Below are 18,552 nucleotides of genomic sequence, written 5' to 3' on the forward strand. Positions count from 1 at the left end.
GCATGGCTTCACGAAAACTTTACATGGCGCTGACGCCTACAGGCGCTCGGCCGGCGTTCAGGTGCTCGCCTGGCTGAGCCAGCGCGTCACCGGCTCCTGCGGCGCGGCGCGCTGCAGCGCTGGCAGCCAGCGCCGGGCGTCATCCAGCCGGCCGGCCTTGGCCAGGCCATTGGCGACCAGGGCCAGGGTCGCGGGCCAGTGCGGATGGTCGGCGGCGTGCTCCAGCTGCTGGCAAATGTTCTGGGCATCGTCCCATTCGCCCAGGCGGACAAAGCTGCGCGCCAGCGCATGCAGGCTGTTGTCGCTGATGCGCGGGGCGGGCCGGGCGCGGTTCACATAGGTTTGCCAGCTGTGGTGCTGGAGCCGGCGCAGCGCCTCGGTGTTGGCTGGCAGCTTGAAGATGGCGCGGGCCGCGCGGTGGAAATCCTCGCTGCCCGGCGCATGGCGGGCGCTTTCAAACCAAGCGCGCAAGATGGCCGCATCGGCCGGCGCCAGCTTGGCCGCCTGGCGCCAAGCGGGGGCAGCCAGCTCGAAGGCCAGCGCATCGGTGTGCTTTTGCGCGCGTTGCACGGCGGCGGCCAGTGCGGCGCTCTGGGCCTGGGCCTGCTGCTTGTCACGGGCGGCCACCTCGACCACCGATTCCTTGCGCCGCAGCTGCAGGTACAAGGCCATCAGCAGACCGCCGGCCAGCAGGCCGCCAAAGTGCGCCATATAGGCCACGCCCTGCTGCCCCAGAAAATGCTGGGCCAGCTCAAAGCCCATCCACACCGGCAGCACCACCAGCGCGGGCCAGGTGGCGTAGTTGAAGTAGAAGGCCAGCATGTAGAAAAAACGGATGCGGCGCATGCGGTAGAGCACCACATACATGGCCATCAGGCCGGCAATCGCGCCCGACGCACCCAGCCCATAGCTGCCGGAGCCGGCATAGAACAGACCGGCAAACAGCGAGGCGCTGACACCGGCGGCCAGGTAGAAGCACAGATAGAGCCCGGCGCCCAGCGCCATCTCCAACGTAAAACCAAACAGAAACAAAAACACCATATTGCCCAGCAGATGGCCGGTGCTGCCATGCAAAAAGGTGGAGGTCAGCGCCTGCAGGGGCTGCAGGCCGGCACCGGCTTCATAGCTCATCGCCCAGCGGGCGGTGAAGGGAGCGGGCTCCAGCGGTGCAAAGCGGGCGCGGGCGGCCTGCCATTCGGCATGCAGCGGATCGCCTGCCTGGATCACCTCGCCGGCCAGCAGCTGGCGGCGAAAACGGCCTTCCTGCTGCATCAGCAGGTAGATCTGGCCGTAGTCCTGTTTTTTTTGCAGCCCCTGCACCATGCGCACCATCTGCGGTTGGATGCGGCTGTCCGGGTTGCGGCTTTGTGCGTCGAGGTACTTCACAAAGGCCGGCACCTCGATCGCCGGCAGCGCCGTATGCGCATAGGTTTTGGAGGCCCGCTCTGCCGCCCGCTCCTCACCCCCTTGCCAGACCCAGAATACCAGGCAGTTGATCGCAATCAGCAGCACCGTCATCCAGGGCGGCGACTGCCAGGAGGGCTTGTTTTCCAGCGGGATGGCGATGAACATGGCGCCTATTGTGCAGCGGCCCTGCGGCGGCAGGCTGCCGCGCCGGGCACAGCCGGCCGCAGTGTTGGATTTTTGCGTTAGCCCATAGCGCAGATGCGGTGCAACGCCGGCTTGGCCACGCGCACATAGTCCTGGGCATTGAGCACCATCGAGCGGTCCAGCCGCCCGGCATTGAACGCGATGTCGGCATGGCGCTCCACCAGGTCCGGGTCCACCACCAGGGCTACCTGCGGGCCCGGGCTGAACGGTGGAATGGCGCCGATCACGCAGCCGGTCCGCTCGGTGGCCTCTTCCGCGCTGGCCATCGTCATCTTGGGCAGGCCCAGCGCAGCCGCCAGCAGGCGAAAGTCCAGCTTCTGGTCGCCCGGCAGCACCGCCAGTACCCAATGCTCGGCATTGCGGGTCTTGCACAGCATGGCCTTGGCGCCCTGGCCCGGCGTGGTGCCCCGGATGCGCGCCACCTCGTCCGATTTGCCCTCGGCCGGGTGGCTCAGCACCCGAAAGCGGGCGCCCTCGCCTTCCAGCAACTGCTGCAGCTGCTCAAACACGCTCATCGCTGCACTCCCGGCGCCACCACCGCGCCTTGCACCTGGTGCTGTGCCAGTGCCCGGGCCACAAAGCCGCTGGCCTTGGCCTCTTCCACAAAGGTGGCCAGCCACTGGAGGGCGGCGTCGCCCCGGTCCTTGGGCAGGCCCATGGCCTGCTGGATCAGCATGAAATGCCCGGGCAGCATGCGCAGACCCGGGTGGCTGGCGACCGCAGCTTCCAGCTGCACCTTGACGCCCGCAGCCACATCGCCCCGGGGTTGCAGATAGACATCGACCACCGCCGGCGAGGTGGGCGCCCGCAGGATGCGGGCGTGTTTCAGCGCCCGGCTCAGGTAGAGGTCATAGGCACTGCCCTGGCCCACCACCACTTCGTGCGCCGCCACATCCACCTGCGCGTTGTCGGTCAGCGCCGAATCGCTGCGCACCATGTAGGCGCCCTCGATCAGCACATAGGGCGCAGAAAAGCCAATGCCCGCGCCCCGCACCGGGTCCACCGCAAAAAAGCCGACATCGGCCTGGCCCTGGGTGACCGCATCGACCGAATGGGCAGCGGCCTCGAACAGCTGCAGATCCAGCGGCAGCCCCAGCTGGGCCGCCATGCGCGCCGCCAGATCGACGGAAACGCCTGCGGCCGAGCCATCGGCCCGTTTGTGCGCCAGCACAGGATTGCCCACATTGATGGCCGCGCGCAGGCGGCCCCTGGGGGCGATGAGGGAAGCGATATCGGTGGTCTCTGTCATGGCCGCTTTCGGACAAGGTGGAACAAAGGGCGTCGCGCTGCGCTGGGCCGACGCTCGGCGCGCAGGCACGCCGCAGCCCCCACATTCTCCCTCTGCCGGCATGGCCTGTGGCGCATAGGCCTCTGCACGGTGCTGAATGCCTGCCGCCACGTCGTCCAAAGCGCATACGGACCGGGCATCCAACCGGTGGCGCAGCAAGAAGTTTACGCTTTGAATCACAACAGCTTTTGACAGCCTACCTTTCAGTAGGTACATTCAACAGATCAAATGAAATACTATTTTTAATAGTTTTTATAAATAAATATGTCCACCTACGAAAAAATCATCGAGCTGGCCAATGTCTATATCCAGCAGCGTGGCTTCCAGGGCTTCAGCTACGCGGATCTGGAATCCGGCATTGGTATCCGAAAGGCCAGCATCCACCACCATTTCCCCAGCAAGACAGATCTGGGCCTGGCTTACTGTGCCTACAAGACCGCGCAGTTCGACCAGTTGCAAGCCGAACTGAACCAATTGCCTGCGGGAGTGCAGCGGCTGCAAGGCTACCTGGAGGCCTTTTCGGACTGCGCTGCGCAAGGGCAGATGTGCGGCGTCTACGCGATGCTGTCAGACAGCCATCTCCTGCTTCCGGAGCTGCAGATTGCCGTGTTCCGGCTCGCACAGAAGGAGCAGCACCTGCTGCAGGACATCCTCGCAGCCGGTCAGCAATCTGCACAGCTCCAGGCTGCGCTGCCCGCTGCCGAGCTGGCGATGATGGTCAGCGCGGCGCTCAAAGGCGCGCTCTTGCTCAACCGCATTCCCCCACACGATGCCTATGCCGGCGCCGTTCAAGCCATCGTCCACTGGCTCAGCACTGGTACACATCCCCCCACCCCCGCCTTGAAACAGGAGACCCCATGAAAAACGCCATCCACCGCTTTGTGCATTCCGATGCCGACCTCACCCTGCTGCGGCTTTCCGTCATCTTTATCTTTGCGCTGTTCGGCACCTTCAAATGGTTTGATTTCGAGGTCAGCGAGTTGGAGCCGCTGATCTCCAGCACCTGGCTCAGCTTTCTCTACACCCTGTTTGGCGTGCACGGAGGCAGCTACTTTCTCGGCGTTGTCGAAACCCTGGCCTTTGTGGCCTTGGTCGTTGGTTTCAAGAAACCGGCCTTCGGTATCGTGGGCTCGGCCATCGTCATCGTGACAGGCATCACGACGCTGAGCCTGCTGCCGCAACTGACCATGCTGGACGGCTTCATCGTCAAGGACGTGTTGCTGATCGGCGCAGGGGCCGTACTGCTCAAATTCGACCTGCGCCGCCATCTACGCATCCAGCAGGCCAGCGCGCCCGAGGGCGCATCAGCGCTCCCGGCGCAAGGCGTCCGCCAGACCTAGCAGACTGCAGGCGAGCCCCCTTTTGCTCCGCCATCAAAATAGCCCGCGCCTGGTCAGGCGCGGGCTCGTCATTCATTGCGAAACAGGCAGCGGCTGTTTAGAACGGTTGTGCCCACTAAAAAGTGGTCTAACTTCGCGAAATTCTCATTGGTATTGGCCCATTCTTTCCCATCGAGTTCTTCTTCTTACTATTAGGGCGTTGTCAAAATCACGGTCAACGCATGGTTAATGTAGTAGTTGCTGCGCCCCGCTTTTTGTTTTAGTAAAAAACCTGTCTCCGTCAGAGCATCCAGATATTTCGTCGCCGTCAACCGTGATACCTGCAGGTCGTTTTGCATGAACTCAATCTTGGTATACGGGTGCATGAACAAGCTGTTGATGAGGTCTTGGCTGTAGAACTTGTGCTGCTCCCGAATGCGGTGCTTGTAATCAAACAAGGCATCCCGAATGGCAATCACCGTCTTCACCGTCTGCTGGGCTGTCTGCTCCACTGCCTCTAGCATGTACAGCACCCAGTCCTCCCACGCATCGTCGTCACGCACCGCCTGCAGCAGGCGGTAATACTCAGCCTTGGTTTGCACAATATGGCGGCTCAGGTACAACACCGGAATGTCCATCAGCCCCTCTTTGACCAAATACAGCACATTCAAAATGCGCCCCGTTCGGCCATTGCCATCATAGAAGGGGTGAATGCTCTCAAACTGGTGGTGAATCAGCGCCATCTTGATAAGCGGGTCTACGGGCACTGCCTCGGGGTCGTTGATGACCTGCTCCAAATCGCGCATCAGCCCTACGATGGCATCTGGCTCCTGCGGCGGTGTGTACACCGTGCGACCTGCGCCATCCTTCAAGGCCGTGCCGGGCAATTTGCGAAAGCCTGCATGGTTGCGCTCCAGTGCACGCTGCATCTCGATCAGATGGTTGGCTGTCAGCAAGCCAGTCTCTTTCACTAGCCGGAAGCCCGTATACAACGCCTGCCGGTAACTCAGCACCTCTTTGCTGGCGGCAGACAGTTTGCTCTCAAGGGACACCTCGTCTTTGAAGAGCTCATCGTGCGTGGTGACAATGTTCTCAATCTCTGAGCTGTCCTTGGCCTCCTGCAAACCCAAGGTGTTGATGAGAATGCCTTGATTGGGTATGGCCGCAGCAATGCCCTTCAGCTCCGCCAGCTTGCGGCTGGCGCTGGCCAACTTCTTGAGGATGGGGGCGGTGTCAAAGCGCTCGGCCCGCAGCGCGGCAAGGGATTCCATGAGGTCAACCCAACATGTATAGAAAACGCCAATTCTTATACATATCGCCGCCCACGTGTATAGAAAAACTGCGTTTCATGCGCCTTTCCGCGCAACGCAGCCTCCATCTGCATAGCTAACTGCGGTTTTCTATACACTTTGACCGCATGCTGCGTAAGCCCTGCATGATGTGGCACTGCGCGACTGCAGGGGCTCAACGCTACCCAGGGGCATCCGACACGCAGGATGTACATAGGGAGTGCTACCTGCGAGGGGCCAGTCCAATCACCCCGCAAACGAGCGAAGCTGTGCAAAGGGCTGGCATTTGCTCACCGCGATGAAGCGGTCAAGGCGCGTAGGAGGTTGGGGCGGGCTATCTGGAAAAGATGGAGCGGCTGCCCTCTTGGTCTCTGGTAGAGGCCAAGATGAATTGCTCCAAGCGTCTGGGCGAGAAGGTGATGGCCAGGACGTTTGAGCGCCAAGTGACCGAGCTCAATATTCGAGCGTCAATCCTCAATCATTTACCGCGCTGGCCACGCCCCCTGACGGTCGCTGCTGCATAAATCCAGTGGAATCGAGGATGTCTCAGCTTATGGCCGAGGTATGCAGCAACGCCGGTAGGACTTAGAACGGAATATCGTCGTCCATGTCGTCAAAGCCCGACGCAGCGCGTGGGGCCGGCGCTGGCATGGGCGCTGGCGCAGGACGGGGAGGTGGCGCCTGGCGGGGTGCGGCCGCTGGGGCCATGGCCGGTGCCGGGGCGCGGCGCTGGTAGTTGCCAGCGGGTGCACCGCCGCCACCTTGGTCGCCGTAGCCGCTGTCGCCATAGCCGTAGTCATCACCACCGCCCTGGCCGCCACCGCCGCCCTGGCCTTGGCGGCTGCCCAGCATTTGCATGGAGTCAGCGCGGATTTCCGTCGCATAGCGCTCCTGGCCGGTGGCCTGGTCGGTCCACTTGCGGGTGCGCAGGCTGCCTTCCACATAGACCTGGCTGCCCTTGCGCAGGTACTGGCCGACGATTTCAGCCAGACGGCCATTGAACACCACACGGTGCCACTCGGTGGCTTCCTTGTTCTCGCCGCTGTTCTTGTCGCGCCAGCGGTCGGTGGTGGCGATGGTGACGTTGGCTACCTGGTCGCCCGAGGGGAAGGTGCGGATTTCAGGGTCGCGGCCGAGGTTGCCGACGATGATGACTTTGTTGACGGATGCCATGGTTCAGGTTTTTCCTTTGAAAAATGGGCGCCTACTATGCGTTGGCAGTGTTGCAGGCATTGCAGCCTTCAAAGCGCCCATCACTGAGATACAGGGGCGTATCCTACCCCAAAGCGGCCAGGCATTTCTTGCCCAGTACCCGCAGATTCTGCAAAGGGGCCTGACGGGCCGGCCCCATTCCCAGCCAGCGCTTACTTTTGTGCAGCGCCAGCGCCAGCGGCGGTGCGGGCCAGCGGTTGCAAGGGCCAGGTCAGCACCAGCCACATCAGCGCCAAGGCGCTGGTGGCGATGAACAAATCGGTCACACTGCCCCAGCGGGTCAGCACCCCACCCAACGCGCCGCCGGCAAACAGGCCCAGCGATTGCAAAGTGTTGTAACTGCCCAGCGCCGCACCACGCAGGGAGGCGGGCGCCATGCGCGACACCAGGCTCGGCTGCGTCGCCTCCAGCGCATTGAAGCCGCAGAAAAACACGAACAGCAGCACCCCCATCAGCCACAGCGTGGGCGCCTGGCCGGAGGTCGCCACCAGCCCCAAGGCTATTTGCACCAGGGCCACCAGCCCGATCGAGCCCAGCAGCGCGCCGCGCAGGTAACCGCGCCGCTCCAGCGCAAACAACCCGCCCATCAGCACAAAGGACAGCACCACGGCCGGCAGGTAGACCTGCCAGTGCTCGGCCTTGGGCAGACCCGCAGCCACCAGCATCGCGGGCACGGCCACCCACATCGACATCTGCACCGTGTGCAACACAAACACCCCGGCGTTGAGCCGCACCAGATCGGCATGGCGAATCACCTCACGCAGGCCGCCGCGTGCGCCGCCCCGGTGCTCCAGCGGCTCCGGCGGCACCACCCACAGCACCACGGCAATGCCGCCCAGCGCCAGGCCGCAAGTCATCAAAAACAGACCGCTCAGGCCGATATGCACGACCAGCAGCGGGCTGAGCACCAGCGCCAGCGCAAACATCAGCCCAATGCTCGCGCCCACCAGCGCCATGGCCTTGGTGCGCACCACATCGCGGGTCTGGTCGGCCAGCAGCGCCGTGACGGCGGCGGACACGGCGCCCGCGCCTTGCAGCGCCCGGCCCAGCAGCAAGGTATGCAGGTTGCCGGCCATGCCGGCGATCAGACTGCCGGCGGCGAACACCAGCAGGCCCAGCACGATGACCTTCTTGCGCCCGTAGCGGTCAGACGCCATGCCCAGCGGCAGTTGGCAGACGGCCTGGGTCAGGCCATAGACACCCATGGCCAGCCCGACCAGCGCCGGGTCATCACCACCAGGGTATTTGTGGGCCTCCAGCGCGAACACCGGCAGCACCAGGAACAGGCCCAGCATGCGCAATGCAAAGATCAGCGCCAGGCTGAAGCTGGCGCGCCGCTCGGCCGGCAGCATGGCCGTGGATGAAGAAACAGAAGTGAGAGACAAGGGCGATACGCTGGCAAACAAGGGACGGATGGCGACGATCGCCAGCGGCAAGTGTAGAGCGCAGCCGCAAGCCCTGCTGGCAGACGGAATCTACGCGGCTGCAGGCCCTTCAGAAACGATAGCTGGGCGCAAAGCTGCAGCAAGCCCCCACCTCGGTTTTGGCGGCAAGTTGTAGGCCGCTCCCCTGGGGCGGCGCCCGGTTTATCCGCAAAGCATGTGCAGCGATACCCGGCAGATTGCACAACGAACGGGCAGGCTGGCTATCATGAGGGGTTTTGGATCCTGACGCCCACATGCCACCACGCACCCCCACCGACCCATCCGCTGCCATCGACCTGCACCACGAACTCGGCGTGTCCGAGGCGCGCCAGGACGACAGCCGCTACCTGGGTGCGCGGCTGGCACACAGCCGCATCGCCATCCGTGGCGCGCGCACGCACAACCTCAAGAACATCGACCTGGACATCCCCCGCCACCAGCTGGTGGTGATCACCGGGCTATCCGGCTCGGGCAAATCCAGCCTGGCCTTTGACACCTTGTATGCCGAAGGCCAGCGCCGCTATGTCGAGAGCCTCTCGGCCTATGCGCGCCAGTTTCTGGGCCGGCTGGACAAACCCGATGTCGACCTGATCGAGGGCCTTTCGCCGGCCATCTCGATCGAGCAGAAGGCGACCAGCCACAACCCGCGCTCGACCGTGGGCACGGTCACCGAAATCCATGACTACCTGCGCCTGCTGTACGCCCGCGCAGGCACGCCCTTCTGCCCCGACCACAACCTGCCGCTGGCGGCCCAGACCGTCAGCCAGATGGTGGATGCCGTGCTGGCCCTGCCCGAGGACACCAGGCTGATGATCCTGGCGCCGGTGGCGCGCGGCAAGAAGGGCGAGTTCGTCGAGCTGTTTGCCCAGATGCAGGCGCTGGGCTATGTGCGCTTTCGGGTCGATGGCCAGATGTACGAGCACGAGACCCTGCCCGCGCTGGCCAAGAACGAGAAGCACGACATCGACGTGGTCATCGACCGGATCAAGGTACGCGCCGGGCTGCAGCAGCGCCTGGCCGAAAGCATTGAGGCCGCGCTGCGCGTGGGCGGCAACGAAGGCAATGGCCGGGTGCTGGCGCTGGAGATGGACACCGGCAAGGAGCACTTGTTCAGCAGCAAGTTCTCCTGCCCGGTCTGCAGCTATGCGCTGGCCGAGCTGGAGCCGCGCCTGTTCTCCTTCAACTCGCCCCAGGGCGCCTGCCCGTCGTGCGACGGCCTGGGCCTGCATGAGGTGTTCGACGTCGAGCGTGTGGTGGCCTTCCCCACGCTCAGCCTGGCCAGCGGCGCCATCAAGGGCTGGGACCGGCGCAATGGCTACTATTTTGCGATGCTCGAAAGCCTGGGCCGCCACTACCAATTCGACATCGAGCAGCCTTTCGAGAGCCTGCCCGAGGCGGTGCGCCAGGTGGTGCTCTATGGCTCGGGCGACGAAGAAATTGCCTTCAAGTACGAGCTGGCCAGCGGCGAGAACGCCGGCAAGATGGTCACGAAGAAGCACCCGTTTGAAGGCATTCTGCCGAACATGACGCGGCGCTACCGCGAGACCGATTCGAGCATCGTGCGCGACGAGCTGGCGCGCTACCAGAGCGTGCAGCCCTGCCCGGATTGCCACGGCGCGCGCCTGCGCCGCGAGGCGCGCTTTGTGCGCGTGGGCGACGGCGACCAGGCCCGTGCAATCCAGGACATCAGCCAGGTCACCCTGAGCGAGGCCCACGCCTGGTTCACCACGGTGCAGCTGACGGGCGCCAAGGCCGATATTGCCGCCCGGGTGATCCAGGAGATCAGCACGCGGCTGCAGTTCCTCAACGATGTGGGCCTGACCTACCTGAGCCTGGCACGCAGCGCCGAGACCCTCTCGGGCGGCGAGGCGCAGCGCATTCGCCTGGCATCGCAGATCGGCTCTGGCCTGACCGGCGTGATGTATGTGCTCGACGAGCCCTCGATCGGCCTGCACCAGCGCGACAACGACCGCCTGATCGCTACCTTGCAGCACCTGCGCGACATCGGCAACAGCGTGATCGTCGTCGAGCACGACGAGGACATGATGCGCGCAGCCGACCAGATCATCGACATGGGCCCGGGCGCCGGCGTGCACGGCGGCCAGATCATGGCCCAGGGCCGCTATGCCGACATCTGCGCCCACCCGCAGTCGCTCACCGGCCAGTACCTGAGCGGCCAGAAATCGATTGCCGTGCCTGCGCGCCGCACGCCCTGGCTGCCGGTGCTGGCCAGCACCGTGGGTGCGCCCGTGGGCAAGGCCGTGGCGGACAAGAGCGGCTCGCAGTTCCCCACGGTGCGCACCTCGCTGGAGAAAAAGCCCAGCGGCAAGGCCAGCAGCACCAGCAGCGCCAAGGGCCGCAGCGCGCAGGAAGCAGCCCCCGCCCCGGTGGACCCGCATGCGGTGCAAAGCCTGCGCCTGGTGGGCGCCAGCGGCCACAACCTGCGCGATGTGACGGTGGATTTCCCCGTCGGCCTGTTCACCTGCGTGACCGGCGTCTCGGGCTCGGGCAAGTCGACCCTGGTCAACGACACCTTGTATGCCGCAGCGGCCCACAAGATCAACCGCGCCCAGGGCGATGTTGCGCCCTACCGGGAGATCGAAGGCCTGGATTATTTCGACAAGGTCATCAATGTGGACCAAAGCCCGATTGGCCGCACGCCCCGCAGCAACCCGGCCACCTACACCGGCCTGTTCACCCCCATCCGCGAGCTGATGGCCGAGACCAATACCGCCAAGGAGCGCGGCTATGGCCCGGGGCGCTTCAGCTTCAACGTAGCCGGTGGCCGCTGCGAAGCCTGCCAGGGCGATGGCATGGTCAAGGTGGAGATGCATTTTCTGCCCGATGTCTATGTGCCCTGCGACATCTGCCACGGCCAGCGCTACAACCGCGAAACCCTGCAGGTGCAGTGGAAGGGCCGCAATATTGCGCAGATCCTGGAGATGACGGTGGAGGATGCGCACGACTTCTTCCGCGATGTACCCACCATTGCCCGCAAGCTGCAAACCCTGCTGGATGTGGGCCTGAGCTATATCCGCCTGGGCCAGAGCGCCACCACCTTGTCGGGCGGCGAGGCCCAGCGCGTCAAGCTGGCGCAGGAGCTGTCCAAGCGCGACACCGGCCGCACGCTCTACATCCTCGATGAGCCGACCACCGGCCTGCACTTTGCCGATATTGACCTGCTGCTCAAGGTGCTGCACCAGCTGCGCGATGCGGGTAACACGATTGTCGTCATCGAGCACAACCTCGACGTCATCAAGACGGCGGACTGGGTCATCGACATGGGGCCGGAAGGCGGCGCCGGTGGCGGGCAACTGGTGGCCCAGGGCACGCCCGAGCAGGTGGCGGCCAACCCGGCCAGCCATACTGGCCGCTATCTGGCGCCCTACCTGAAGCGCTGAGCCTGTTGGGCGATGCAACCACCACGACCTGGAGCGCCACAGCGATGCCGACCCACCTGATGTTCCGCACCGCAGCCCTTGCCGACCTGCCCGCCATCATCGCCTTGCTGGCCGATGATGCGCTGGGCCGCGAGCGCGAGGTGCTGACCGACCCGCCCGATGCGCGCTATACCGCGGCCTTTGATGCGATCTGCGCCGATGCGAACCAGCGCCTGGTGGTGGCGGAGTTGAACGGGCAGGTGGTCGGCACCCTGCAGCTGTCTTTTGTGCCCGGCTTGTCGCACACGGGCGCCTGGCGTGGCCAGATCGAATCGGTGCGCATTGCGGCAGAACTGCGCGGCGCCGGCGCGGGCCAGCAGATGCTGGAATGGGCGGTGGCGCAGTGCCGGGAGCGGGGCTGCGCGGTGGTGCAGCTGACCACCGACAAAAGCCGGGCCGATGCGCACCGTTTCTATGAAAAGCTGGGCTTTGTGCCCAGCCATCTGGGTTTCAAGCGCAAGCTTTAAGTGCCCGATGGCGTGAGGCGGATCAGCTTGCCATCGGGCCCATCGGTCAGCAGGTAGACCAGGCCATCGGCACCCTGGCGCACATCGCGGATGCGCTCACCGAGGGATTCATAGAGCCGCTTCTCGCCCGTCACCTTGCCGTCCTTGACCGTCAGCTGGGCGACGCTGCGCGACTTGAGGCCACCGACCAACAGGCTGCCTTTCCAGGCCGGGCCATAGCGGTCGCTCGTGACAAAGGCCATGCCCGACGGTGCAATGCTGGGCACCCAGTAGTGCAAGGGCTGCTCCATGCCGGCCTTCTGCGTGCCTTCGCCGATCTTGCCGCCGCCGTATTCCTCGCCATAGGTGATCACCGGCCAGCCATAGTTCTTGCCGGGCTGGGGCCGGTTGATCTCGTCGCCGCCCTGCGGGCCGTGCTCGTGCTGCCACAGGCTGCCATCGGCGGCCACGGCCAGGCCCTGGCTGTTGCGGTGGCCATAGCTGTAGATTTCCGGCAGCGCATCCTGGCGGCCCACATAGGGGTTGTCCTTGGGCACGCTGCCATCCTTGGCGATGCGCACCAGCTTGCCGTGGTGGTTGTTCAGGGTCTGCGCATCGTTGCGCAACGAGAAGCGGTCGCCCAGGCTGAGGAACAGGTTGCCGTCAGGCGTCTCGGCAATGCGGCAGCCAAAGTGGGCATTGCTCTTGGCCTTGGGGCGCTGGCTGAACAGGACCTTGACCTCGTCGAGCTGGCGCTCATCGGCCGCAATGCGCGCCGTGGCCAGCGCCGTGCTGTTGGTGCCGGCCTGGGGCCCGGCTTCGCTGAAGCAGAAATAGATACGGCGGTTGCTGGCGAACTGGCTGTCGGCCACCACATCGAGCAAGCCGCCCTGGCCTGCATCGACCACCTTGGGAACGCCCTGCAGCTCGGACTGCTTGCGGCCATCGGCATCGAGCAGCCAAAGCTTGCCGCCGCGCTCGGTCAGCAAAAAGCGTTTGTCCGGCAACGGCGCAATGGCCCAGGGGTTGAGGTAGCCGCTGCCCACCACCGTGGGTTGGGGCAGCGCGGGCGCCACCGTTTGTGCTTGCGCAGTGCTGGCCGCACAGACGGCCAGCAGCCCGCTGGCGCCCAGCGCCCATGCATGAAAACCCTTGCGTGCCTGTTTCTGTCTCATGTTTGCCCTTTGCGAAGTGTCACTGACCTTACCATGCTGACCATGGATACCCCCAACAGTTCCCCTTCGGCCACCCCCACCCCGTCAGCCTCTGCCGCCGCCCGCCCGGCCGTCTGGGATTTTGTCGTCATCGGCGCCGGCATGGCCGGCAGCGCCACCGCCTGGCACCTGTCCAGCAGCGCCCAGGTGCTGGTGCTGGAGCAGGAATCCCAACCCGGCTACCACACCACCGGCCGCTCGGCCGCGCTGTTCGAAGAGCACTATGGCCCAGCCCAGGTGCAAGCGCTCACGCGGGCCAGCCGCGCGTTTTACGAGCAGCCGCCGGCCGATTTTGCCGAGCAGGCGCTGGTCAGCCCCCGGGGGGTGCTGTATGTGGCGACACCCGAGCAATTGCCCGCACTGCAAGCCGCCTACGACGAGGCGCGCCAGCATTCGCCCGGCGCCCGCTGGCTGGACAAGACCGAACTGAAAGCCTTCTTGCCGGCCTTGAACACCGAGGTGCTCGAAGCCGGTTTTACCGACGACGGCGCCCGCGATATCGATGTGCATGCGCTGCACCAGGGCTTTTTGAAGGGCATGCGCCGGCGCGGCGGCCAGCTGTGGAACGATGCACGGGTGCAGAGCCTGCACTGGGATGCCGGCGCCAGCCGCTGGCAGATCGGCCTGGCCGATGGCCGCCAGCTGCAGGCCCGCCATGTCGTCAATGCCGCCGGTGCCTGGGCCGATGAACTGGGCCAGATGGCTGGTGCCGCTGCGATTGGCCTCACACCCAAGCGCCGCAGCGCCTTCACCTTTGCGGTGCCCGAGGGCATGGACGGCCAGCACTGGCCGGCCGTCATCGATATTGGAGAGCAGTGGTATTTCAAGCCCGATGCCGGCCAACTGCTGGGCTCGCCCGCCAATGCCGATGCCACCCACCCGCATGATGTGCAGCCCGAGATGCTCGACATTGCCGAAGGCATTGACCGCATCATGCAGGCCAGCCACTTCGAGATCCGCCGCCCCGGCCACAGCTGGGCGGGCCTGCGCTCCTTTGTCGCCGATGGCGAGATGGTGATCGGCTGGGATGGCCAGGCGCCGCAGTTTCTGTGGGTGGCCGCGCAGGGCGGCTACGGCATCCAGAGCGCCTACGGCTACGGACTGCTGGCGCGCAACCTCGCCCTGCATGAGCCGCTGGACCCGGCGCTGGCAGGCCAGGGTGTGCAGCCTGAGGCACTGTCGCCCACGCGCAACTTGCGCTGAGAGCCACCAACACAACCCTTGATACGTCGTTACCCAGCCTTGTCGTACGTTGTACTGCCTGCGGCAGGGTGCCTCGTCTCAACCGCAAACCTGCGGTTTGCTGGGCCGTGTTAGAGGCTCTGAATAGCGCAGTGCCAGCACGCAGCCGCGCTTGCTGGCACACTGCTGGAAAACTTTGAATAACATCCGGCGCTGCGCACACCAGCGCCTCCAGCCATGTCTGCTTCCAGCTCCCCCGCCCCGTTCCGCCCCACTGACCTCGCGTTGGCGCTGGTCGTGGTGGTGGTCTGGGGCATCAACTTCGTCATCATGAAATGGGGCCTGCAAAGCCTGACCCCGTTCGAGCTGGGTGCCCTGCGCTACCTGTGCGCAGCCTTTCCGCTGGTGCTGTTCATCAAGCCACCGCGCGTGCACTGGCGCTGGGTGGTGCTGTTTGGCCTGCTGCAAGGCGTAGGCCAGTTCGGCTTTCTGTTCACCGCGCTCAAGGTGGGCATGACGGCGTCGCTCGCCAGCGTGGTGCTGCAGACCCAGGTGTTTCTTACCGCCGTCTGGACCTGGGTGCTGCTGCGCGAGCGGCCCGGCCGCCCGCTGGTGGCGGGCATGGGCATTGCGGCGCTGGGCCTGGCCTGCCTGCTGATCAATGAGCTGCGCAGCAATGGCGCCGGTGGCACCACCTTGGCTGGCCTGCTGCTGGTGCTGTGCGCGGCCACCTCCTGGGCCTGCTCCAACGTGGTGGTGCGCCTGGCGCAAAAGGAAAACGCCCGCTACGACCCGGTGAGCTTTATCGCCTGGAGCAGCCTGATGCCGATCATTCCCTTCATCGGGCTGAGCGCCTGGTTGGACGAGGGCAGCGTCGGCAAGTGGCTGCATGCCGAGACCTGGCAGCAGATCCCCTGGCTGGCCTGGGCCTCCATCGCCTACCTGGGCTGGGTGGCCACCATCGTCGGCTACGGGCTGTGGACCAAGCTGATCCAGCGCTACTCCGCCAACCGCGTGGCGCCCTTCAGCCTCTGCGTGCCCGTGATCGGGCTGACCACCGGCATGCTGGTGCTGGGCGAGACGGTGACGGCCTGGCAATGGGCCGGCGCGGTGTTTGTCGTGCTGGCCCTGGTGGTCGTGGTCTGGGGCGGCCGCTGGCTGCAGGCGGCGCGGCGCTAGCTCAGCGGTCGTCGATCTTCGCAGCCTCGACGATCTGCTGGTACTTGCCCACCTGGGCTTTCAAGAAAGCGCCCATGTCCTGGCCCGGTGCGGCCACCACGTTGCCACTGGCTTCGAGCTTGGCCCGAAAACCTGGCGATTGCAGCGTGTCGGCCAGCGCCCCGCGCAACGCAGCCAGCACGTGGGGTGGCAGCTTGGCCGGGCCCATCAGCGCAAACCAGCTGTTGATATCGACCTTGGCAAACGCCGAAGTCTCGGCTAACGCAGGGATATCGGGCGTCACGGGGGAGCGCCTGGCCTCGGTCGTGCCCAGCGCCACCACCTTGCCGGCACGGATGTGCGGCAGGCCCGAGGACAGCACAAACACGCCAAATTCGAGGCTGCCGCCCAGCAGGTCATTGGTCAGCGGAGCCACGCCTTTGTACGGCACATGGGCCATCGTCACATCGCCGGCCTGCTGCACCATCTCACCGGCGATATGCAGCGCTGTGCCCACGCCCGAGCTGCCATAGCTGTACTTGCCGGGGTTCTGCCGCAGCAGGCTGAGGAACGCCTGCGTGTTCTTGACCCCGCTGGCCTGCGACGCGACCAGCACCATCGGCTGCGTCGCCACCAAGCTGATGGGCGTGAAATCCTGAAACACGCGGTACTTGATGGCCTTGTTGATCAGCGGTGCAATCGCCATCTCGTTGTTGGCCGCCAGCAGCAGGGTGTAGCCATCGGCGGGTGCCCGGGCCACCTTCTGCGCGCCGATCGCACCGCCGGCACCGCCGAGGTTCTCGATCACCACCGGCTGCTTGAGCCGCTGCGCCAGCTCGGTGCCGACCAGGCGGCCCACCGCATCGGTGCTGCCCCCGGGCGGGTAGGCAATCACCAAGGTGATGGGCTTGCTCGGGTAGTGCGCAGCTGCTTGGGCGCCTGCCGCCATGCTGGCCGCCCATGCCATCAGACCGACGGTGGCCGCAAGGCGGGGGCGAGAAAAAAGCGCTGGGAGCATCGGGAATCCTTGTGGCGGGTGGGAGCGTCGTCAGAGGAAAAGCGGCAGGCCGCATTGTGTCTTAGCGCAAGAGGCCCGCGCACTGTCCCGGAAAAGAAGCAGGGTCCGTGCCAGCGTGCAGCACGGACCCTGTTGTCCTGGGCCTGGGGTGTGTTTATTCCACGGCGTTCAGCAGATCGCGGGTCTTGATCGCAGCGGCGCGCGCGGCGCTGGCAAAGTCTTCGCCGCTGCTCGCGTACAGGATGGCGCGCGAGGAGTTGATGATGATCGGGCCGCCGCCAATGCGGGCCGCCTTGACGGTGGCCACCGCATCGCCGCCCTGTGCGCCAACGCCGGGAATCAGCAGCGGCAGGTGCGGGGCGACGGCGCGCACACGCTCGATCTCTTGCGGGCGGGTAGCGCCGACGACCAGGCCGAGCTGGCCATTGGTGTTCCAGGGGCCTTGGGCCAGGCGCGCCACATGCTCGAACATCGGCGGCTGGCCGGGCACGTCGGCCAAGGTCTGGGCCTGCAGGTCGTCACCGCCGGGGTTGGAGGTGCGGCACAGCAGGAAGGCGCCCTTGCCTTCGTACTGCAGATAGGGCGTGATGGAGTCAAAGCCCATGAACGGCGACAAGGTCACCGCATCGGCGCCGTAGCGCTCGAAGGCTTCCTTGGCGTACTGCTCGGCGGTCGAGCCGATATCGCCGCGCTTGGCATCGAGAATCACCGGCACCTGCGGGGCCACGCGGCGCATATGGGCCATCAGCTTTTCCAGCTGGTCCTCGGCGCGGTGCGCGGCAAAATAGGCGATCTGCGGTTTGAAGCTGTTGACCAGGTCATGGGTGGCATCGACGATGGCTGCGCAAAAATCATAGATCTTGCTGGCATCGCCGCGCATCGTGGCGGGAAAGCGGCTGGGTTCCGGATCCAGGCCCACGCACAGCATGGAGTTGTTTTGGGTGGCTGCGGCGCGCAGCTGGTCGATGAAAGGCATGGCCGCTATTGTAAAAGCTGGCCAGGGGCCCCGCTCTGCGCAGGGCTGACTGCGTCACACGGGGATTGCAGGCACAATCGCAGCCCATGCCTACGCTGTCGAGACAACAACTGGTGACCCTGGGCCTGCTGACCCTGGTCTGGGGCCTGAACTGGCCGGTGATGAAAACAGGGGTTCAGCACTTCCCGCCGCTGAGCTTTCGCGCGCTGTCGATGCTGATCGGTCTGCCGTTGCTGGCGCTGGGCCTGGTGGCGCTGAAGGTGCCGTTCCGGCTGGAGCGCCGTTACTGGGGCCCGCTGCTGGTGCTGGGTTTTTTCAACATGGTGATGTGGCACACGCTGATCATCGTGGCCATCCCGCTGTTGCCCAGTGGCCGGGCGGCCATCCTCGGCTACACCATGCCTATTTTTTCAGCAGCGCTGGGCGCACTGTTCTTCAGCGACCGGCTGCCCCCGCGCGCCTGGATGGGTGTGGCCGCTGCCGCTGGCGGCGTGTTGCTGCTGCTGTGGAATGAGATGGACAAGCTCGGCGGCAAGCCCACCGGCGTGGCATTGATGCTGCTGGCGGCGGCCAGCTGGGCGCTGGGCACCCAGCTGCTGCGCCGCACCCGCATCCCGGCCGCTACCTTGACCCTGGCCTTCTGGATGACGGTGATGACCACCGCCTGCCTGTGCCTGCTGGCCACGGTGCTCGAGCGTCCACGCTGGCATGCGCCCGACCCGGTGGCCTGGGGCACCATCCTGTTCAATGCCGTGCTGGTGATCGGCTTTGCCCAGGTGGCCTGGTTCTTTCTGGTGCGCACCTTGCCACCGCTGGCGTCCACGTTGAGCGTGATGCTGATCCCCGTGCTCGGCGTCTTCAGCGGCGCCTGGTGGCTGGGTGAGATCCTGCACTGGCAGGACTGGACCGCGGTGGCCTTGATGGTGCTGGCCATTGCCTCGGTGCTCTGGCCCAGCCGGGCACGCGGCTGAGCCT

General features: G+C 65.3%; 16 protein-coding genes and 1 pseudogene. 8 read left to right on the forward strand and 9 right to left on the reverse strand.

The genetic code is table 11. The features are described 5' to 3' along the window. Window positions 1-57 precede the first annotated feature (57 nt). From AB7A72_RS12395 to AB7A72_RS12405, 3 genes are all read right to left on the reverse strand, one after another. A complete protein-coding gene (locus tag AB7A72_RS12395) occupies window positions 58-1,572 on the reverse strand; it encodes a rhomboid family intramembrane serine protease (RefSeq protein ID WP_369460160.1) in 1,515 nt (504 codons plus the stop codon). A gap of 77 nt (window positions 1,573-1,649) precedes the next feature. Beyond that, on the reverse strand, window positions 1,650-2,126 hold the full coding sequence (locus AB7A72_RS12400) for a YbaK/prolyl-tRNA synthetase associated domain-containing protein (protein ID WP_313333725.1): 477 nt from the start codon (window positions 2,124-2,126) through the stop codon (window positions 1,650-1,652). After that, entirely contained in the window at window positions 2,123-2,860 is a 738-nt protein-coding gene (locus AB7A72_RS12405; protein ID WP_369460161.1) for a transporter substrate-binding domain-containing protein, read from the reverse strand. The genes AB7A72_RS12400 and AB7A72_RS12405 overlap by 4 nt, the downstream gene beginning before the upstream one ends. Window positions 2,861-3,163: 303 nt before the next feature. Between AB7A72_RS12405 and AB7A72_RS12410 the strand changes: the two genes are divergently transcribed. Both AB7A72_RS12410 and AB7A72_RS12415 read left to right on the forward strand, forming a co-directional pair. Continuing rightward, a complete protein-coding gene (locus AB7A72_RS12410) occupies window positions 3,164-3,760 on the forward strand; it encodes a TetR/AcrR family transcriptional regulator (RefSeq protein ID WP_369460162.1) in 597 nt (198 codons plus the stop codon). Next, a complete protein-coding gene (locus tag AB7A72_RS12415) occupies window positions 3,757-4,239 on the forward strand; it encodes a DUF417 family protein (protein WP_239809795.1) in 483 nt (160 codons plus the stop codon). Before AB7A72_RS12410 ends, AB7A72_RS12415 begins: the two co-directional genes overlap by 4 nt. Before the next feature lie 191 nt (window positions 4,240-4,430). On the opposite strand, the gene AB7A72_RS12420 is transcribed toward AB7A72_RS12415, so the two are convergent. After that, on the reverse strand, window positions 4,431-5,489 hold the full coding sequence (locus tag AB7A72_RS12420; protein ID WP_312450819.1) for a Fic family protein: 1,059 nt from the start codon (window positions 5,487-5,489) through the stop codon (window positions 4,431-4,433). Window positions 5,490-5,695: 206 nt separating this feature from the next. Between AB7A72_RS12420 and AB7A72_RS12425 the strand changes: the two are divergent. Further along, window positions 5,696-6,031, forward strand: a pseudogene (locus tag AB7A72_RS12425) (IS5/IS1182 family transposase); the annotation flags it as partial. Window positions 6,032-6,092: 61 nt separating this feature from the next. On the opposite strand, the gene ssb reads toward AB7A72_RS12425, so the two are convergent. Together ssb and AB7A72_RS12435 are read right to left on the reverse strand one after the other, a co-directional pair. Further along, window positions 6,093-6,680, reverse strand: coding sequence for a single-stranded DNA-binding protein (gene ssb / locus AB7A72_RS12430; RefSeq protein ID WP_230779615.1), 588 nt, complete (start codon window positions 6,678-6,680; stop codon window positions 6,093-6,095). A 191-nt stretch (window positions 6,681-6,871) separates the two neighbouring features. Beyond that, window positions 6,872-8,071 carry an MFS transporter gene (locus tag AB7A72_RS12435; protein WP_369460350.1) on the reverse strand — a complete coding sequence of 400 codons (1,200 nt, stop codon included), beginning with the start codon at window positions 8,069-8,071 and terminating at the stop codon, window positions 6,872-6,874. Between the two features lie 326 nt (window positions 8,072-8,397). Between AB7A72_RS12435 and uvrA the strand changes: the two genes are divergently transcribed. After that, on the forward strand, window positions 8,398-11,544 hold the full coding sequence (gene uvrA / locus AB7A72_RS12440) for an excinuclease ABC subunit UvrA (protein WP_369460163.1): 3,147 nt from the start codon (window positions 8,398-8,400) through the stop codon (window positions 11,542-11,544). Between the two features lie 44 nt (window positions 11,545-11,588). Then, window positions 11,589-12,050: a GNAT family N-acetyltransferase gene (locus AB7A72_RS12445; RefSeq protein ID WP_312450834.1), complete on the forward strand. Its 462-nt coding sequence runs from the start codon at window positions 11,589-11,591 to the stop codon at window positions 12,048-12,050. On the opposite strand, the gene AB7A72_RS12450 is transcribed toward AB7A72_RS12445, so the two are convergent. Next, window positions 12,047-13,204 (reverse strand): PQQ-dependent sugar dehydrogenase, encoded by a 1,158-nt coding sequence (locus AB7A72_RS12450; RefSeq protein ID WP_369460164.1) that lies wholly within the window; start codon window positions 13,202-13,204, stop codon window positions 12,047-12,049. The genes AB7A72_RS12445 and AB7A72_RS12450 overlap by 4 nt on opposite strands. 42 nt (window positions 13,205-13,246) lie before the next feature. On the opposite strand from AB7A72_RS12450, the gene AB7A72_RS12455 reads away from it, so the two are divergent. Continuing rightward, window positions 13,247-14,446: an NAD(P)/FAD-dependent oxidoreductase gene (locus AB7A72_RS12455; RefSeq protein WP_369460165.1), complete on the forward strand. Its 1,200-nt coding sequence runs from the start codon at window positions 13,247-13,249 to the stop codon at window positions 14,444-14,446. Between the two features lie 216 nt (window positions 14,447-14,662). Continuing rightward, window positions 14,663-15,604, forward strand: coding sequence for an EamA family transporter (locus AB7A72_RS12460; protein ID WP_239809798.1), 942 nt, complete (start codon window positions 14,663-14,665; stop codon window positions 15,602-15,604). Between the two features lies 1 nt (window position 15,605). Here the strand turns inward: AB7A72_RS12460 and AB7A72_RS12465 are convergent, their stop codons facing one another. Further along, on the reverse strand, window positions 15,606-16,601 hold the full coding sequence (locus tag AB7A72_RS12465) for a Bug family tripartite tricarboxylate transporter substrate binding protein (protein WP_239809799.1): 996 nt from the start codon (window positions 16,599-16,601) through the stop codon (window positions 15,606-15,608). A 154-nt stretch (window positions 16,602-16,755) separates the two neighbouring features. After that, on the reverse strand, window positions 16,756-17,577 hold the full coding sequence (gene pyrF / locus AB7A72_RS12470; RefSeq protein WP_239809800.1) for an orotidine-5'-phosphate decarboxylase: 822 nt from the start codon (window positions 17,575-17,577) through the stop codon (window positions 16,756-16,758). An 86-nt stretch (window positions 17,578-17,663) separates the two neighbouring features. Between pyrF and AB7A72_RS12475 the strand changes: the two genes are divergently transcribed. Beyond that, complete coding sequence (locus AB7A72_RS12475; RefSeq protein ID WP_239809801.1) at window positions 17,664-18,548, forward strand: DMT family transporter; 885 nt, start codon at window positions 17,664-17,666, stop codon at window positions 18,546-18,548. The last annotated feature ends 4 nt before the right edge of the window (window positions 18,549-18,552 follow it).

It is taken from the genome of Comamonas sediminis, from assembly GCF_041107495.1.
In the GTDB taxonomy this organism is placed as follows: domain Bacteria; phylum Pseudomonadota; class Gammaproteobacteria; order Burkholderiales; family Burkholderiaceae_C; genus Comamonas; species Comamonas sediminis.

Bases quoted from the DNA above. Each gene is read 5' to 3' on its own strand.
- AB7A72_RS12400 (WP_313333725.1), bottom strand. From the start codon at position 2,126: ATGAGCGTGTTTGAGCAGCTGCAGCAGTTGCTGGAAGGCGAGGGCGCC.
- AB7A72_RS12405 (WP_369460161.1), bottom strand. From the start codon at position 2,860: ATGACAGAGACCACCGATATCGCTTCCCTCATCGCCCCCAGGGGCCGC.
- AB7A72_RS12435 (WP_369460350.1), bottom strand. From the start codon at position 8,071: ATGCTGCCGGCCGAGCGGCGCGCCAGCTTCAGCCTGGCGCTGATCTTT.
- AB7A72_RS12395 (WP_369460160.1), bottom strand. From the start codon at position 1,572: ATGTTCATCGCCATCCCGCTGGAAAACAAGCCCTCCTGGCAGTCGCCG.
- AB7A72_RS12420 (WP_312450819.1), bottom strand. From the start codon at position 5,489: ATGGAATCCCTTGCCGCGCTGCGGGCCGAGCGCTTTGACACCGCCCCC.
- AB7A72_RS12455 (WP_369460165.1), top strand. From the start codon at position 13,247: ATGGATACCCCCAACAGTTCCCCTTCGGCCACCCCCACCCCGTCAGCC.
- AB7A72_RS12460 (WP_239809798.1), top strand. From the start codon at position 14,663: ATGTCTGCTTCCAGCTCCCCCGCCCCGTTCCGCCCCACTGACCTCGCG.
- AB7A72_RS12465 (WP_239809799.1), bottom strand. From the start codon at position 16,601: ATGCTCCCAGCGCTTTTTTCTCGCCCCCGCCTTGCGGCCACCGTCGGT.
- AB7A72_RS12475 (WP_239809801.1), top strand. From the start codon at position 17,664: ATGCCTACGCTGTCGAGACAACAACTGGTGACCCTGGGCCTGCTGACC.
- AB7A72_RS12410 (WP_369460162.1), top strand. From the start codon at position 3,164: ATGTCCACCTACGAAAAAATCATCGAGCTGGCCAATGTCTATATCCAG.
- uvrA (WP_369460163.1), top strand. From the start codon at position 8,398: ATGCCACCACGCACCCCCACCGACCCATCCGCTGCCATCGACCTGCAC.
- ssb (WP_230779615.1), bottom strand. From the start codon at position 6,680: ATGGCATCCGTCAACAAAGTCATCATCGTCGGCAACCTCGGCCGCGAC.
- AB7A72_RS12450 (WP_369460164.1), bottom strand. From the start codon at position 13,204: ATGAGACAGAAACAGGCACGCAAGGGTTTTCATGCATGGGCGCTGGGC.
- AB7A72_RS12445 (WP_312450834.1), top strand. From the start codon at position 11,589: ATGCCGACCCACCTGATGTTCCGCACCGCAGCCCTTGCCGACCTGCCC.
- pyrF (WP_239809800.1), bottom strand. From the start codon at position 17,577: ATGCCTTTCATCGACCAGCTGCGCGCCGCAGCCACCCAAAACAACTCC.
- AB7A72_RS12415 (WP_239809795.1), top strand. From the start codon at position 3,757: ATGAAAAACGCCATCCACCGCTTTGTGCATTCCGATGCCGACCTCACC.